The following is a 14,683-nucleotide window of genomic DNA, read 5'->3' as shown; positions in this document are numbered from 1 at the left end:
TCAGCCCTCTTTCGCGACAAGGCGCGTAGTGCGCGGCAGCGCGACGATGGATTCGCCGGACACCAGCACTAGATCGATGCCGCGGGGAAACAGCGAGGCATTCAGCGCAAGACGATCCAGCAGGTCCGGCACGCCGATCGCGGCGTGCAGGATGATGGCACCGTCGATGCCGGGACCACGCAGCTCATAGGCCGGGCCTTCGGTCAGGCTCGCGACCTGCAGAATGATGGTGGTGGAGCGATCCGGATATTCGCCGGAGCCGAATGCAAAGTGCTCGAAGGACGGCAGCGCGGCAGCATCAGCCACCACGGCGAAGACACACACCGCGGGATCGGCGATGACCGGCGCGCTGGTGTGAAACTTGATCCACTTGGCGACATCCGTCGTCGCCGCCAGCTTGGCATCGAGCCAGACCGGCGCATCCTGATCGAACAGCGTCAGCGCGATGGCCGCAGCCCCGCGCATCATTGGCGCAGGCACGCCGGAAACAGCCTGGATCCGCTGCACGGTGCCGGGACGCGCCATCGCGTCCATCACCGAACGGAAGGTCGATTGCGCTGCAAGGACCTTGTCCGCGAAACCGGCCGGCATTTCCGCAACTGTCGTCATGATTAGCCCTCCCCGCGCACGAGCGTGTAGAAATCGACTTTGGTTGCCGCCGTCTCCGCGGCCTTGCGCCTGACGGCGGCGACGACGCGCGCACGCAGCGGCGTCAGCACCCTGGTCTCGACAGCTTCTGAAAATTCACTGGTCTGGATCAGCGCATCGCACAGCGCGATCAGGTGTGCCTTCGTGCTATCCCGGCCCAGCGTGTAGCCGAAACCGACCTCGCCGCTGGATAGCCGCACGGCGGCGCGCGACACGGTCGCCTCGCCGAGATTGAACGGCGCGCCATCGCCGCCAATCCGGCCGCGCAGCATCACCAGGCCATTTTCGGGCTGGCGCAATTGTTCATGGGCCGGAACGGCCAGCGCATCGAGATATCCGGCAATATCCGCCGTCTGCGAGTGCCCCAGCACCCCCATCGCCTCACGGCGCCGGGCCTGCTGGTCATTCGAGGGAACTGTGCTCATGGTCACCGCGATCCGCAACGAGTTGTATGATTTACTAGACAACTTTATAGGCCGGGGCAATGACCGTTTCGTGACAGCGGCACGATTTTTCGCTAATGCGTGGTCGACATCATTCCGGGACCGACTTTTGTGACCATTCAGGAAAAGCCCACAGGCGTCGCACTTTGGCGGCACGTTGCCGACGGCATCGAGCGCGGCATCGCCGACGGGCGTTATCCGGCCGGCGACAAATTGCCCGGCGAGACGGAGCTGGCGGAGCTTTACCGCGTCAATCGACATACAGTACGTCGCGCGCTGGCGACGCTGGCCGAGCGCGGCCTCGTGCGCGCCGAGCGCGGCAGCGGCACTTATGTGGAAGCGCCGAAACTCGCCTACCCCTTACGCTCGCGTACGCGCTTCTCGGAAATCGCTGGCGCCGGCGGCCGCGAGCCACAGGCGCAACTGATCGGAGCCTGGGATGACGTCGCGACACGTGAACTGGCGCGGCAGCTTGGCCTCAAGACCGGTGCACGGTTGATCCGCATCGAGGCGCTACGCCTCGCCGACAAGACACCGATCTGTATCGGTACCAACTGGCTGTCTGCCGAGCGCTTCCCGGATTTCGGCAAGATCTATGAGCGCGTGCGCTCGATGACCAAGGCGCTGGCGCATTACGGTATCAAGGACTATCGCCGAGCCTCAACGAAAGTCACCGCGGGAATCATCGATGCGACTGATGCGACACGGCTTGGCGTCGCGCTGGGGCGTCCGATTCTGATCGTCGATTCCATCGACGTGGATGCGGACGGCACGCCGCTGAGCGCCACGCATTCACGCTTCGTCGCCGAGCGCGTCGAATTCGTGGTCGATAGCGGCTCGCTCTAATCCTGCCGAACGAGATCAGAACGGGTCGGTGCCGAGACCCGGCACATCCGCGGGGCGCGGCCCCGGCGCCGGCCACAGGAAGCGGCGATCCTTCTCGGCAATGGCCACATCGTTGATGCTCGCCTCGCGGCGACGCATCAGACCGGCCTCGTCGAACTCCCATTGCTCGTTGCCATAGGAGCGATGCCAGTTGCCGGCGTCGTCGTGCCATTCATACTGGAAGCGCACGGCAATGTGATTGCCGTCGAACGCCCACAAATCCTTGATCAGCCGGTATTCGTGCTCTTTCGCCCATTTACGGGTGAGGAATTCGACAATCGCCGGGCGTCCCTGAAAGAACTCGCCGCGATTGCGCCAGACGCTATCCTCGGTATAGGCGAGCGACACTTTCACCGGATCGCGCGAATTCCAGGCGTCTTCGGCCATGCGGGCCTTCTGGGCGGCGGTCTCTCGGGTGAAGGGCGGAAACGGTGGACGCGACATGGGACCCTCGGCTTTGCGATGTGCCGGGAGTGTAGCCGGACCTTGCGCAGAGTCGACGCCGTTTCGCCTATCGGGCGATTGCTAAATCTGATCGGCCTTCATGGCGATGCGCAACGCCCTGGGAATCGGTTTGGCGCGGCCACCGGACACGAAGGCCACCTTCACCTTGGCTTCCAACAGCAACTCATCGCCGCGGCGGACTTCCTGATGCAGCGTGATCGAGGCGCCTTTCACATCCAGCGGCCGGGTCAGCACGTCGAGCAGATCGTCCATGCGCGACGGCTTGAGAAAATCGAGCTGCATCGCCCGCACCACGAAAGCGAAGCCCGGCGCCTCACTCTCAGCTTCGGCGAACAGCGCATGCTGGTCGGCGCCGAGCAATCGCAGATAATTGGTCCGCCCGCGCTCCATGAAACGCAGATAATTGGCATGATAGACGATGCCGGAGAAATCGGTGTCTTCGTAATAGACACGCACCTGCATGCGGTGAATGCCGTCGGCAATAGTGCCGTCGAGATGGGAGGTCGCCGAAACCGTCATTGCGGGAAACCGTGAGAGGCGAGTGGCAAGAGGTGATCGCGCGTCAATGGCGCAAGGATAACCGCCTCAGGCGCGGCCGGATCAATCCAGAGCGTTTCGGCGATCTCGGCCTGGGGCGCGATCGCGCCATCCACCTTCACCGCGTAAACGCTGGCCTGCACCTGCCAGCCCGGCTCATTGGCGGCAACGCTGTTGAACTGCCCGAGCGCTTGGGCAGAACCCGGCACCATTCGGCATCCCAGCTCTTCGCTGATCTCGCGCTCCAACGCGGCTAGATCGTCTTCGCCGGCATCGCGCTTGCCACCCGGCTGCATGAACGCCTCAGTGCCACGTTTGCGTACCACCAGCATGCGTCCAACATCGTCACGGATCAGCGCGGCTACCACGCCGATGATCTTGTCAGTCATCGCAGATCACTCCTCGTCGCTGGATCCAAACAGTCCGATCTGGCTCGCATCGCGCGTTGGCTCACTCAATCCGAGATGCTTGAATGCATGCGAGGTGAGCAATCGCCCGCGCGGGGTGCGCTGCAGATAGCCGCACTGGATCAGATAGGGCTCGATGATGTCTTCGATGGCATCCCGCGGCTCGGAGAGCGCAGCCGCCATGGTCTCGACGCCGACCGGGCCGCCGCCGTAATTCATGGCAATGGTGGTGAGATAGCGGCGATCCATGGCGTCGAGGCCGGCACTGTCCACTTCGAGCGCGCTCAGGGCATGATCCGCGATCTTGCGATCGATTGCGGCAGCGTCCGCAGCGGAGGCGAAATCGCGCACACGGCGCAACAGCCGCCCGGCGATACGCGGCGTGCCGCGGGCACGGCGGGCGATCTCGTTGGCCCCTTCCGGCGTCATGCCGATCTGCAACACGCGTGCGCCGCGGGTGACGATCTTTTCCAGTTCGTCGATGGTGTAGAAATTCAGCCGCAATGGAATGCCGAAGCGATCACGCAGCGGATTTGTCAGCAGGCCTGCGCGCGTCGTCGCACCGACGAGTGTGAATTTCGACAGCTCGATCTTCACCGAACGTGCGGCCGGGCCTTCGCCAATGATGAGGTCGAGCTGAAAATCCTCCATCGCCGGATAGAGCACTTCTTCCACGGCAGGGCTGAGACGATGAATCTCGTCGATGAAGAGAACATCGCGCTCCTCGAGATTGGTGAGAAGCGCCGCGAGATCGCCCGCCTTGGCGATCACCGGCCCCGATGTGGCGCGAAAGCCAACGCCGAGTTCGCGCGCGACGATCTGCGCGAGCGTGGTCTTGCCGAGGCCGGGCGGGCCGACGAACAGCGTGTGATCCAGCGCTTCGCCGCGCTTGCGCGCAGCATCGATGAATATCTGCAGGTTGGCGCGTGCCTGCGCCTGGCCGACGAAGTCGGACAGCGACTGGGGACGCAACGCCGTGTCGCCGACATCATCGGAACGGCGCTCGGGCGTGATGACGCGATCAGTTGGGATGTTCATGATGCGACGTTACCACGGTGCAACGGTCGCGCGAACCACCAGCACAGGCTGGCTGGAATCACGGCAATGCTCGCGAGCAATACCGACAGCGACAGCGCCTGCGTGAGCGATCGAACGCCGGGCAAGATTATTGCCGAGGATTTCGAGGGGTGAATGAACATTCCAAGACCGACGAATCCGGCAATGCCGACAGCCGCGGCGAGCCACGCCATCCAGATCGTGTTTTGCCCGGCATAGACGGCAGACAGCGCAAAGACGACGCCGGCACCAAGCGAGGGCAGCAGCGCCGCCAATGCAGCGACGAATGCCAGCAGCCACAGTGCAATCGAGACAAGCGATCTGAAACCATCGAGATCGGCGACAGAGAAAATCAGTTGAAGGATCGACGCACCGAGGCCGACCACCAGTAACGACACGAGCGCAGCCACGGATAGCGAACCGACAACACCGAAGATCGCGACAATGCCAATCACACGGGCGATCCTGGCAAGGCTCACTTGGCCAGTTCCTTCAGCCCGAGTTTGATCAATTGTGCTGTTTCCGCGCCCTCGCCTGCGCTGCGCGATGCTGCAGCAACGGCCGCCGCCGCCTGCGGCTGGCCATAGCCGAGATTGACCAGCGCGGAGATCGCATCCCTGACGGCGCCAGGCGCACGGTTGTCGTCCATCGCGCCGGCGAGTTGCGCGACCACCGGATCTACTGACGCAAAGGCCGGAGCCTTGTCCTTCAACTCGCTGACGATGCGCTCGGCCACTTTAGGACCGACGCCCGGCGTGCGCGCCACGGCCGCCTTGTCGCGCAGCGCAATGGCATTAGCGAGGTCCGACGGGGGCAGCGTACTGAGCACGGCCAGCGCAACCTTGGCGCCGACGCCCTGCACAGTCTGCAGCAACCGAAACCATTCGCGCTCCATATCGCTGCGGAAGCCAAACAGCTTGATCTGGTCTTCGCGGACATAGGTTTCGATGGAGAGCACCGCAGCTTCGCCCGCCTGCGGCAATGCCTGCAGCGTGCGTGCGGAACAATGCACCTGATAGCCGACGCCCTGCACATCGAGGATCACGTAGTCCTCGCCATAGCTGTCGATCAGGCCTTTGAGCTTGCCGATCACGCGCCGACGACCTTGAGGCGCAGTGCCATGCTCTGGCGGTGATGCGCATGGGTGATGGCGATGGCCAGCGCGTCGGCGGCATCGGCCGATTTCGGCTCGGCCTTCGGCAGCAGAATCTTCAGCATCACCTGGATCTGGTTCTTGTCGGCGTGGCCCGCACCGACCACAGTCTTCTTCACTTGATTAGGCGCGTATTCCGCGACGGCAATGCCGAACATTGCCGGCGTCATCATGGCGATGCCGCGCGCCTGGCCGAGCTTCAGCGTCGCGACGCCATCCTTGTTGACGAAGGTCTGCTCCACCGCAGCTTCGGCCGGCTGGAAATCGCCAAGGATCTTGGCGAGCCCCTCATGGATGCCAAGCAACCGGCTCGCCAGTGGCAAACTGTCCGGCGGCTCCACCGAACCGCAGCCGATATAGGTCAGCCGGTTGCCGTCGATCTCGATCACGCCCCAGCCGGTGCGGCGCAGGCCCGGATCAATGCCGATGATGCGGACAGGGGGGCGAATCGGAGGGTGTGTCATCCCACAGGAATAACGCCGGTCGGAACGGAACGAAATAGAAACGCGCGGCCGTCCCAAGGGAAAGAGAGGGAAGCTGAACCCCTGCTCAGCCGCCCATCTTGGCCATCAGCGCGTCGGACACCTCGAAGTTCGCATAGACGTTCTGCACGTCGTCATGCTCGTTCAGGAGGTCCATCAGCTTGATCAGCTTTTCGCCCGTCTCGTCATCGACCGAGAGCGTGTTCTGCGGTTTCCAGATCACCGCGGCCTTGCGGGCTTCGCCGAATTTGGCTTCGAGCGCCTTGGCGACATCGCGGAACGTCTCCTGCGAGGCATAGACCTCATGGCCGCCCTCGCCCGACACCACGTCATCCGCGCCGGCCTCGATGGCAGCTTCGAGCATGTCGTCGGCAGAGGCCTTGTCGGCGTCATATTCGATTACGCCGACATGGTCGAACATGAAGGACACCGAGCCGGTTTCACCGAGATTACCGCCGGATTTGGTGAAGTAAGAACGGATGTCGGAGGCAGCGCGATTGCGATTGTCGGTCAGCGCCTCGACGATGACGGCGACGCCACCGGGGCCGTAGCCTTCGTAGCGGATCTCGTCATAGTTCTCGCCTTCGCTGCCGATCGCCTTCTTGATCGCGCGCTCGATATTGTCGCGCGGCATATTCTCCTGACGGGCAGCGATCACGGCAGAGCGCAGCCGGGCGTTCATCGACGGGTCCGGCGTCCCCATTTTGGCAGCGACGGTGATTTCGCGCGCCAGCTTGCTGAACAGCTTGGACTTCTGGGCATCCTGCCGGCCCTTGCGGTGCATGATGTTCTTGAATTGGGAATGTCCGGCCATGCGGTCTCTCTTGAATCGTCTGGTGTCTTTAGGGCTGCGGCGCGGGGTTATAGGCCGCGAGATCGGCAAAATCAAAAATATGCGTCGAAATCTCGCAGGCCAAAATCGCCGCCACTGCGATCCTTAACCCTCACTTCACATTCGGGTGCAAGAATACCCGCATAGATTGCAATCCGCGAGATTTGAATATGGCATTTGGACTGTTCCGCAGGAAGCAGCCCGATCTGGCTGTGCCGGTACTCGCCCCCGACAAAGCTGCGCCAATCGAGGCGCCCGCTGCTTCCGACAACGATTCCGCCCGCGACATCCTGGAGCTGCTGGAACTCGAGCTGGGGGCCCTGATCCGGCAGTTGGAGCGGGCGGCCACCTCGGTGGCCGGCGGCGCCGAATCGACCGCGGCGACTCTCTCCGCCATCCGAACCCGTACCGATGTACTGGCCGACCGCAGCAGCGCCGCGCAATCCACCGCCACCACTTTCGCGCAGGCCGCCGACAAATTCACCCATTCGGCCGAGGGCATTGGCGCCCAGGTGCGCGATGCCAGCCGGCTAGCGGATGAGGCCAGCGCTGCCGCCCATGAAGCCAGCGCCAATGTGGACCGGCTGCGGGATTCCTCCGCTGCCATCAGCAATGTGCTCGAGCTGATCGCGCAGATTGCCCGGCAGACGACCATGCTGGCGCTGAACGCAACGATTGAGGCGGCCCGCGCAGGTTCCGCCGGCCGCGGCTTCTCGGTCGTCGCCACCGAGGTCAAGGCGCTGGCGGTGCAGACGCAGAATGCCACCGAAGAGATCCGGAAGAAGATCGACACACTGCAGCGCGACGCAGCGAGTTCGGTCGATGCCGTGCACCGCATTTCCGGCGCCATCGACGCGATCCGCCCGGTCTTCGCCAACGTCAACGGCGCAGTGGCCGAGCAGAACGCGACCACCAGCGAGATGTCGCACAATGCCACCACCGCCTCACAATTCATCGTTTCGGTCGGCAACAGCGCCGCGGAAATCGATAGCGCTGCCAGGGAAGCGGCGGCCCATGGCGAGCATGTTGCACAAGCCGGCCAGGCCGTGACGATGTTTGCCTCGCGGCTGAAGTCGCGCTGTGCGGTGCTGCTCAAACAGAGCGAGCGCGAAGACGAGCGCCGACGCGAAAAGCTGCCATGTCACCTGAACGTCCATCTTCAGGCGCGCGGCGGCCAATTCAGCGCCCCGGTTTATGAAATCTCGATGGACGGAATCCTGATCGGCGGGCCTGACGCAAACCGGCTTCCGCTCCACGATATCGTTACCGCCGAACTCAGCGAGGTCGGACCGTGCCGCCTGCGCATCGCCGAGCATTCTCCCGCCGGCACGCAGGCGTGGTTCGTGGCGCCCGACGGCCACCTCGTCAGCCGCATAGAAGACCGGCTATGGGCGATCCATGACGAAAACACCGAATTCGTCACCCGCGCCATCGATGCCGGCGCCGTGCTCAACAAGATCTTCGCCGACGGTATCGCGTCGGGCGTCATCAGCATCGACGACATGTTCGACGAGACCTATGTCGAAATTCCCGGCTCCAATCCTGTGCAGTATCGCACAAAGATTCTCGGCTGGGCCGACCGCGTGCTGCCGGAATTCCAGGATGCATTTCTGGCCAAGGACAGCCGCATGGCGTTCTGCGCGGCAATCGACCGCAACGGCTACCTGCCGGTGCATAACAGCATCTATTCAAAGCCACAGCGCCCGGGCGATGTCGTCTGGAACACGGCCAACAGCCGCAATCGTCGCATCTTCAACGATCCGGCCGGGCTGGCCGCCGGCCGCAATACCCGCTCCTACCTGATCCAGAGCTATGCCCGCGACATGGGCAACGGCCAGACCGTGATGATGCGCGAGATCGACGTGCCGGTGCGCGTACAGGGCCGGCATTGGGGCGGATTCCGCACGGCGTACAAATTATGATTTGGGTTTGGACACACCGCTGGTTGCTATCTGAGACCTGGCGCAGCGCCGCATGTTCCGTCTGTGCGTAGGTTTACAGCCGAACCCGCCAAGACCTCCTAGCCGCCGCTGGTTCGGCCTTCCGCATTGTCATCTCCGCCGTATGAACCGCCGCCATATCCGTATGGCGCGCTGTATCCATATGGCGCGCGATATCCATATGAACCGGGGCCGGTACCGAATCCGCGATAGACCATTCCCGGATCGCTTCCCTCATACCGCGCGTGAGAGGACATGATCCGTCGATGCTTGCTGGCAGCGCTATGCCCGTCTTTGGCCTGCGCGGTCCAGCTCGCAGTGCCGGCGATCAGTAAAGCGGCGCCCAACAGAATGAATTTATTCATCGCATTCTTCCCTCGTCAATGAGCCCCGCGACCTCAGATGCGCATGCTTGGCCCTCAAGGTAGCGCCAATCACGCGTAGTTGAATTTCGGCTTGCGGTGCCCCCCTGCATGGACAACGGCGGCGAGACCCACTTGGGCCATTCCCGTTCGCCGCGGGCCTGGAAGGCAGTGTCACACCGCTGACAATTGAGTCGGTCCATAACCGTGGACCCATTCGATACCAGCGGAGCTGCCATGACAGAACATTCCTTCGACGACGCGCAAGCAATCCACGACCGCATTCGCGCAGAAATGCTGGACGGCTTCGACGAAGAACTCGAGCTCGAGATCGACGACGATCGTCTCGACGCCCTGACCAACGAAATGTCCGGCCACAGTCCGGCGGAGACCATCGAGCGGCGCCTCTATTTCAAGGAGCTGTTCCGTTTGCAGGGTGAGCTGGTGAAGCTGCAAAGCTGGGTGCAGCAGAACAAGCTCAAGGTCGTGGTGATCTTCGAGGGCCGCGACTCCGCAGGCAAGGGAGGCGTCATCAAACGCATTACCCAGCGGCTCAATCCGCGCGTCTGCCGCGTCGCTGCGCTTCCCGCGCCGAGCGAGCGCGAACGCACGCAGTGGTACTTCCAGCGTTACGTCTCGCACCTCCCCGCCGGCGGCGAGATCGTGCTGTTCGATCGTAGCTGGTACAATCGCGCAGGCGTCGAGCGCGTGATGGGATTCTGCACCGAGGAGGACGTGGAGGAATTCTTCCGCTCGGTGCCGGAATTCGAACGCATGCTGGTGCGCTCGGGCATTATCCTGATCAAATACTGGTTCTCGATCACCGACGAAGCTCAGCATCTGCGCTTCTCGATGCGCATCGCCGATCCGCTGAAGCAGTGGAAGCTCAGCCCGATGGATGTCGAGGCGCGCACTCGCTGGGAGCACTACACCAAGGCCAAGGAAGCGATGCTCGAGCACACGCATATTCCGGAAGCGCCGTGGCATGTGGTGCAGGCTGTCGACAAGAAGAAGGCGCGCCTGAATTGCATCGCGCATCTGCTCGAGCAGATCCCATATCAGGAGGTCGAGCACCCGCCGGTGACCCTGCCGGCCCGCATCCGCAATCCCGATTATCACCGCACGCCGGTACCGGCCGAGATGTACGTGCCTGAGAAATATTGAGAACACATCGGCGGCAGGCGGTCTTTGGACGGACGGCCTGCCGACGGTATGACGCTGTATCTTTGAACCAAAACATCTCAGTTTTAAGTAAAACGCCTGCCCGCGAAGCGTCGAACCCGCGCGATCGTCGCGCCGTTACCCGCAATCGCCGTCGCATACCGCGTCACGACGTCCGCATCCCGCCGCCTCGCATCACAAAGTCGCGATATTCCCTTTCTTGAAATGACGGTTACAAGCTTATACTCATTCCAAACGACCTTCTGACGGGCGTTGTGGACGTTCCGTCGCAGTGGGTGTTGGCCGATGGGGGCACCATGGCGACAAATCTCACTATCAATGGCGAACAGAAAACGTTCGACGCACCCGACGACATGCCTTTGCTCTGGGTGCTGCGCGACATTCTCGGCATGACCGGCACAAAATTCGGCTGCGGCGTCGCACTATGCGGCGCATGTACAGTGCATGTGGACGGCAAGGCCGTTCGCTCCTGTCTGCTGCCCGTGAGCGCAGTCAGCGGCAAGGCTATCACCACCATCGAAGGCGTCGGCGCGACGCCGGTTGGCGCCAAGGTGCAAAAGGCCTGGCTCGATCTCGAAGTCATTCAATGCGGCTACTGCCAATCTGGACAGATCATGTCGGCAGCAGCGCTGCTTGCGGCCACGCCGCGACCGGACGATGCCGATATCGATGCTGCCATGGCCGGCAATATCTGTCGCTGCGGCACCTATGTGCGCGTTCGGGAGGCGATCAAGAACGCTGCCTCCGAACGGCAATCGTAGGAGAGCGCCATGACCGTTGCACAAAAGACCCCGAACGGCCTTTCGCGGCGTAACGTCCTCGCTGGCGCCCTGGCCGGCGGCTTTATGTTCGCCTTCCATATGCCGGTCCGCGCGGCCAACGAGCCGACACAGCCGCCCGATACGACGGACGGCAAGTTTGCGCCCAACGCGTTCATCCGGATCGACACCACCGGCAAGACCACGCTGGTGATGCCGCAAGTCGAAATGGGGCAAGGCATCTACACGTCCATCGCCATGATCCTCGCCGAAGAACTCGACGCGGATTATTCGCAGATCACGCTGCAGCACGCGCCACCGAGCGACAAGCTCTACGGTAATCCGATCTTTATTATTCAGGCCACCGGCGGATCGACCTCGGTTCGTGCGTTCTGGAAGCCGCTGCGCAATGCGGGCGCAACTGCACGTGCGATGCTGGTGCAAGCCGCAGCCGAACAATGGCAGGTCGAACCTGCGAGCTGCACGGCGTCGAACGGGCAAGTGATGCATGCGGCCAGCGGACGCAAAATGTCCTATGGCGAGTTGTGCGACGCTGCCGGCAAACTCGCGCCGCCGAAGGACGTCGCGCTCAAGGACCCGAAAGACTTCTCGGTGATCGGCAAGCCGCTGAAGCGCTTCGACACGCCGGACAAGGTCAACGGCAAGACGATCTATGGCATCGACGCGATGTTGCCGGGCATGACATTCGCAACGCTGGCGCAGTGCCCGGTATTCGGCGGCAAGGTTGCCAAGGTCGATGACCGCGCGGCGAAAAAGATTCCGGGCGTGCGGCAGATCGTGGTGCTCGACGACCTCGTGGCCGTGGTAGGCGATCACATGTGGGCCGCCAAGTCCGGGCTTGAAGCACTCGATATCACCTGGGACGAAGGCCCCAACGCGAAGATCAGTTCGAAGGACATCTGGGCCCATTTGCGCGCGGCCAGCGAGACGGACGGCGTGATCGCCAAATCCGTCGGCGACATCGCCAAGGGTCTCGCCACCGGCGAACGGATCGATGCCTCCTACGAAATGCCGTTCCTGGCGCACGCGACCATGGAGCCCTTGAACTGTACGGTGCACTTCAAGGGAGATTCCTGCGAGGTCTGGACGGGCACCCAGATCATGTCGCGGGTGCAGTCCGAGGCTGGCAAGGCCGCTGGCTTGCCGGTCGACAAGGTGACGGTCAACCAGCACATAATCGGCGGCGGCTTCGGCCGCAGGCTTGAGCCTGACATGGTCGTGGCGGCGGTGCGCATTGCCAAACAGGTCAATGGACCGGTCAAGGTGATGTGGACCCGCGAGGAAGACATCCAGCACGACATTTATCGCCCGGTCTATCGCGACAACATCTCGGCGACGCTATCGAACGGCAAAGTGGTCGGCTTCAAGTACAAGATCGCAGGCTCGGCCGTAATCGCACGCTGGCTGCCGCCCGCGTTCCAGAAGGGCATCGACATCGACGCCGTCGATAGTGCCGCGGACCAGCCCTACGACTTCCCGCATTTCCAGTGTGAGTACGTCCGCGTCGAACCGCCGGCGGTGCCGACCGGCTTCTGGCGCGGCGTCGGCCCGAACAACAACGTGTTCGCAATCGAGAGCTTCATGGATGAGCTCGCCCGCAAGGCCGGCAAGGATCCCGTCGTGTTCCGGCGTGAATTGCTCGGCAAGGCGCCGCGGATGCTGGCGGCCCTTAATCTCGCGGCGGAGAAGGCCAGCTGGGGTCAGCCGCTGCCGGCGCGCGTCGGACGCGGCGTGAGCATCCAGCCCACCTTCGATACCTCGATCGCGACTGTGGTCGAAGCGGAGATCGATACACAGGGTGAAATTCGTCTGCGTCAGGTCAATGTGGCGGTCGACACCGGCATCGCCGTCAATCCTGACACCATCGTGGCGCAGATCGAAGGCGGCATCGTATTCGGCCTCACTGCCGCGCTCTATGGCGATATCACCATCGAGAAGGGACGCGTGCAGCAGTCCAATTTCCACGACTATCGCATGCTGCGGATCGACCAGATGCCGAAGATCAATGTCCACCTCATCAAGAGCGGCGAGCTGCCGGGCGGCATTGGCGAATGCGGCGTGATCGGCGGCCCGCCGGCACTGCGCAATGCGATCTATGCCGCGACTGGCGTTGCGCTGCGGAGGATGCCGATCGACCGTGATGCAATCGCCGAGAGGAAGAAGTCATGACGCCCGCCGCACGTCGCATTCTCGGTAGCGTCATCCTGATCGGTGTTGTCGGTGCCGCCGGCGCTGCGCTCTATGTGCGCGGCCCCGGACCGATGGCTTTCTCGGGCGGGCCGAAAGTCGCGCTGGCCGACTACAAGGGGCCCAATCCGACCGGCGTTCCCGCCAACATGACCAACGCCAGTCCGATCGAGCGCGGCGAATATCTCGCGCGGGCAGCGGATTGCATGGTCTGTCACACTGCACCCGGCGGCAAGGAATATGCCGGCGGCTTCGCGTTCAAACTGCCGTTCGGCACGCTGTACTCGACCAACATCACGCCCGACAAAGAGACCGGCATCGGCAACTACACCGATCAGCAGTTTCTCGACGCCGTTCGTAGCGGCAAACGCCACGACGGCGCGCGGCTCTATCCGGCGATGCCCTACACGTCCTACACCTACATGACCGATGCCGACACGCTCGCCGTCAAGGCTTATCTGTTCAGCCTCGCGCCGGTGCGCGCAACACGGCCCGAAAATACGCTGGCCTTCCCGTTCAATCAGCGCTGGGCAATGACGTTCTGGTCGGCATTGTTCAATCCCGATACGCGCTTCGAACCCGATACGTCACAAAGCCCGGAATGGAACAGGGGCGCTTATCTGGTCGAGGCGCTGGCGCATTGCGGCGAATGCCACACCCCGCGCAATCTCGGTTTCGCGCTCGACAACCGCAAGAAGTTTGCCGGCGCCCTGACCGCCGGATGGCGCGCCTTCAACATCACCTCTGATAAAACGACCGGCCTCGGCCGCTGGAGCGATGACGACATCGTCTCCTATCTGTCGATCGGTCATGCCAAGGGTCACGGCACAGCCTCGGGGCCGATGGGCGAAGCCGTCGATCACAGCTTCAGCAAGATGGCGCCGACGGATATCAAGGCGATGGTCGCATTCCTGCGCACCGTGCCGGCGATGCCCTCGCCCGACCTGCCTGCAACATTGGCCCCACCAGCACCGCCTTCGCACAAGGAAGGCGTCACCGCGAATGCACTTGGCAAGACGGTGTTCCAGGGCGCCTGCGTGAGCTGCCATGGCTGGACCGGCGAGAGCACGCTCTCGCCCATGGCTACGCTGACTGGGGCATGGGCCGTCAACGATCCCGGCGCGACGAATGTGGCGCAGATCGTAATCTCCGGCACCAAGCGGCATACACCGCAAGGCGCGCTGTCGATGCCAGCTTTCGGCAAGAGCCATTCAGATACGGAGATCGCCGCTGTCGCGAATTACGTGACAGCGCGCTTCGGCAGCAAGGGATCGCAGATCACGGCGAGCGATGTCGCGGATCTGCGCAAGCAGACGGAGCAATAG

General features: G+C 62.9%; 16 protein-coding genes. 6 read left to right on the top strand and 10 right to left on the bottom strand.

Annotation, left to right across the window (positions count from 1 at the left end):
* Complete coding sequence (phnH, locus tag AC1RLZ_RS07755) at window positions 1–609, bottom strand: phosphonate C-P lyase system protein PhnH (RefSeq protein WP_493188167.1); 609 nt, start codon at window positions 607–609, stop codon at window positions 1–3.
* 2 nt (window positions 610–611) lie between these two features.
* Window positions 612–1,073, bottom strand: a complete 462-nt coding sequence (phnG, locus tag AC1RLZ_RS07750) for a phosphonate C-P lyase system protein PhnG (protein WP_493188166.1) — start codon at window positions 1,071–1,073, stop codon at window positions 612–614.
* Between the two features lie 129 nt (window positions 1,074–1,202).
* Between phnG and phnF the strand changes: the two genes are divergently transcribed.
* Window positions 1,203–1,937: a phosphonate metabolism transcriptional regulator PhnF gene (gene phnF, locus AC1RLZ_RS07745; protein ID WP_371424296.1), complete on the top strand. Its 735-nt coding sequence runs from the start codon at window positions 1,203–1,205 to the stop codon at window positions 1,935–1,937.
* 15 nt (window positions 1,938–1,952) lie between these two features.
* Here phnF and AC1RLZ_RS07740 read toward each other — a convergent pair whose 3' ends face one another.
* From AC1RLZ_RS07740 to AC1RLZ_RS07705, 8 genes are all read right to left on the bottom strand, one after another.
* A complete protein-coding gene (locus AC1RLZ_RS07740) occupies window positions 1,953–2,420 on the bottom strand; it encodes a nuclear transport factor 2 family protein (RefSeq protein ID WP_493188165.1) in 468 nt (155 codons plus the stop codon).
* An 81-nt stretch (window positions 2,421–2,501) separates the two neighbouring features.
* Complete coding sequence (gene ybgC, locus AC1RLZ_RS07735) at window positions 2,502–2,960, bottom strand: tol-pal system-associated acyl-CoA thioesterase (protein WP_493188164.1); 459 nt, start codon at window positions 2,958–2,960, stop codon at window positions 2,502–2,504.
* Window positions 2,957–3,367, bottom strand: coding sequence for an NUDIX hydrolase (locus AC1RLZ_RS07730; protein WP_493188163.1), 411 nt, complete (start codon window positions 3,365–3,367; stop codon window positions 2,957–2,959). The genes ybgC and AC1RLZ_RS07730 overlap by 4 nt, the downstream gene beginning before the upstream one ends.
* Before the next feature lie 6 nt (window positions 3,368–3,373).
* Window positions 3,374–4,423, bottom strand: coding sequence for a Holliday junction branch migration DNA helicase RuvB (ruvB, locus tag AC1RLZ_RS07725; RefSeq protein WP_493188162.1), 1,050 nt, complete (start codon window positions 4,421–4,423; stop codon window positions 3,374–3,376).
* On the bottom strand, window positions 4,420–4,920 hold the full coding sequence (locus AC1RLZ_RS07720; RefSeq protein ID WP_493188161.1) for a hypothetical protein: 501 nt from the start codon (window positions 4,918–4,920) through the stop codon (window positions 4,420–4,422). The genes ruvB and AC1RLZ_RS07720 overlap by 4 nt, the downstream gene beginning before the upstream one ends.
* Window positions 4,917–5,534 (bottom strand): Holliday junction branch migration protein RuvA, encoded by a 618-nt coding sequence (gene ruvA / locus AC1RLZ_RS07715; protein ID WP_493188160.1) that lies wholly within the window; start codon window positions 5,532–5,534, stop codon window positions 4,917–4,919. The genes AC1RLZ_RS07720 and ruvA overlap by 4 nt, the downstream gene beginning before the upstream one ends.
* Window positions 5,531–6,058 carry a crossover junction endodeoxyribonuclease RuvC gene (gene ruvC, locus AC1RLZ_RS07710; protein ID WP_371424303.1) on the bottom strand — a complete coding sequence of 176 codons (528 nt, stop codon included), beginning with the start codon at window positions 6,056–6,058 and terminating at the stop codon, window positions 5,531–5,533. The genes ruvA and ruvC overlap by 4 nt, the downstream gene beginning before the upstream one ends.
* An 85-nt stretch (window positions 6,059–6,143) precedes the next feature.
* Complete coding sequence (locus AC1RLZ_RS07705; protein WP_371424304.1) at window positions 6,144–6,890, bottom strand: YebC/PmpR family DNA-binding transcriptional regulator; 747 nt, start codon at window positions 6,888–6,890, stop codon at window positions 6,144–6,146.
* Between the two features lie 188 nt (window positions 6,891–7,078).
* Here AC1RLZ_RS07705 and AC1RLZ_RS07700 point away from each other — a divergent pair, with 188 nt between their 5' ends.
* The 5 genes from AC1RLZ_RS07700 (at window position 7,079) to AC1RLZ_RS07680 (ending at window position 14,683) form a co-directional block, all read left to right on the top strand.
* Window positions 7,079–8,830 (top strand): methyl-accepting chemotaxis protein, encoded by a 1,752-nt coding sequence (locus tag AC1RLZ_RS07700; RefSeq protein WP_493188159.1) that lies wholly within the window; start codon window positions 7,079–7,081, stop codon window positions 8,828–8,830.
* Window positions 8,831–9,447: 617 nt separating this feature from the next.
* Entirely contained in the window at window positions 9,448–10,374 is a 927-nt protein-coding gene (gene ppk2, locus AC1RLZ_RS07695; protein WP_493188158.1) for a polyphosphate kinase 2, read from the top strand.
* A 314-nt stretch (window positions 10,375–10,688) separates the two neighbouring features.
* Window positions 10,689–11,153, top strand: a complete 465-nt coding sequence (locus tag AC1RLZ_RS07690; RefSeq protein WP_493188157.1) for a (2Fe-2S)-binding protein — start codon at window positions 10,689–10,691, stop codon at window positions 11,151–11,153.
* Between the two features lie 9 nt (window positions 11,154–11,162).
* The gene (locus tag AC1RLZ_RS07685) at window positions 11,163–13,340 is read left to right on the top strand and encodes a xanthine dehydrogenase family protein molybdopterin-binding subunit (RefSeq protein ID WP_493188156.1); all 2,178 of its coding nucleotides are present in this window, start codon (window positions 11,163–11,165) and stop codon (window positions 13,338–13,340) included.
* Complete coding sequence (locus AC1RLZ_RS07680; protein ID WP_493188155.1) at window positions 13,337–14,683, top strand: c-type cytochrome; 1,347 nt, start codon at window positions 13,337–13,339, stop codon at window positions 14,681–14,683. The genes AC1RLZ_RS07685 and AC1RLZ_RS07680 overlap by 4 nt, the downstream gene beginning before the upstream one ends.

The organism is Tardiphaga sp. GW822-FHT04G09, from assembly GCF_058800725.1.
This window is presented reverse-complemented; position numbering and strand designations above follow the sequence as displayed.

Coding starts and splice junctions, on each gene's coding strand:
- phnH (WP_493188167.1), bottom strand. CDS start 609: ATGACGACAGTTGCGGAAATGCCGGCCGGTTTCGCGGACAAGGTCCTT.
- phnG (WP_493188166.1), bottom strand. CDS start 1,073: ATGAGCACAGTTCCCTCGAATGACCAGCAGGCCCGGCGCCGTGAGGCG.
- AC1RLZ_RS07740 (WP_493188165.1), bottom strand. CDS start 2,420: ATGTCGCGTCCACCGTTTCCGCCCTTCACCCGAGAGACCGCCGCCCAG.
- ybgC (WP_493188164.1), bottom strand. CDS start 2,960: ATGACGGTTTCGGCGACCTCCCATCTCGACGGCACTATTGCCGACGGC.
- AC1RLZ_RS07730 (WP_493188163.1), bottom strand. CDS start 3,367: ATGACTGACAAGATCATCGGCGTGGTAGCCGCGCTGATCCGTGACGAT.
- ruvB (WP_493188162.1), bottom strand. CDS start 4,423: ATGAACATCCCAACTGATCGCGTCATCACGCCCGAGCGCCGTTCCGAT.
- ruvC (WP_371424303.1), bottom strand. CDS start 6,058: ATGACACACCCTCCGATTCGCCCCCCTGTCCGCATCATCGGCATTGAT.
- AC1RLZ_RS07705 (WP_371424304.1), bottom strand. CDS start 6,890: ATGGCCGGACATTCCCAATTCAAGAACATCATGCACCGCAAGGGCCGG.
- AC1RLZ_RS07700 (WP_493188159.1), top strand. CDS start 7,079: ATGGCATTTGGACTGTTCCGCAGGAAGCAGCCCGATCTGGCTGTGCCG.
- ppk2 (WP_493188158.1), top strand. CDS start 9,448: ATGACAGAACATTCCTTCGACGACGCGCAAGCAATCCACGACCGCATT.
- AC1RLZ_RS07690 (WP_493188157.1), top strand. CDS start 10,689: ATGGCGACAAATCTCACTATCAATGGCGAACAGAAAACGTTCGACGCA.
- AC1RLZ_RS07685 (WP_493188156.1), top strand. CDS start 11,163: ATGACCGTTGCACAAAAGACCCCGAACGGCCTTTCGCGGCGTAACGTC.
- AC1RLZ_RS07680 (WP_493188155.1), top strand. CDS start 13,337: ATGACGCCCGCCGCACGTCGCATTCTCGGTAGCGTCATCCTGATCGGT.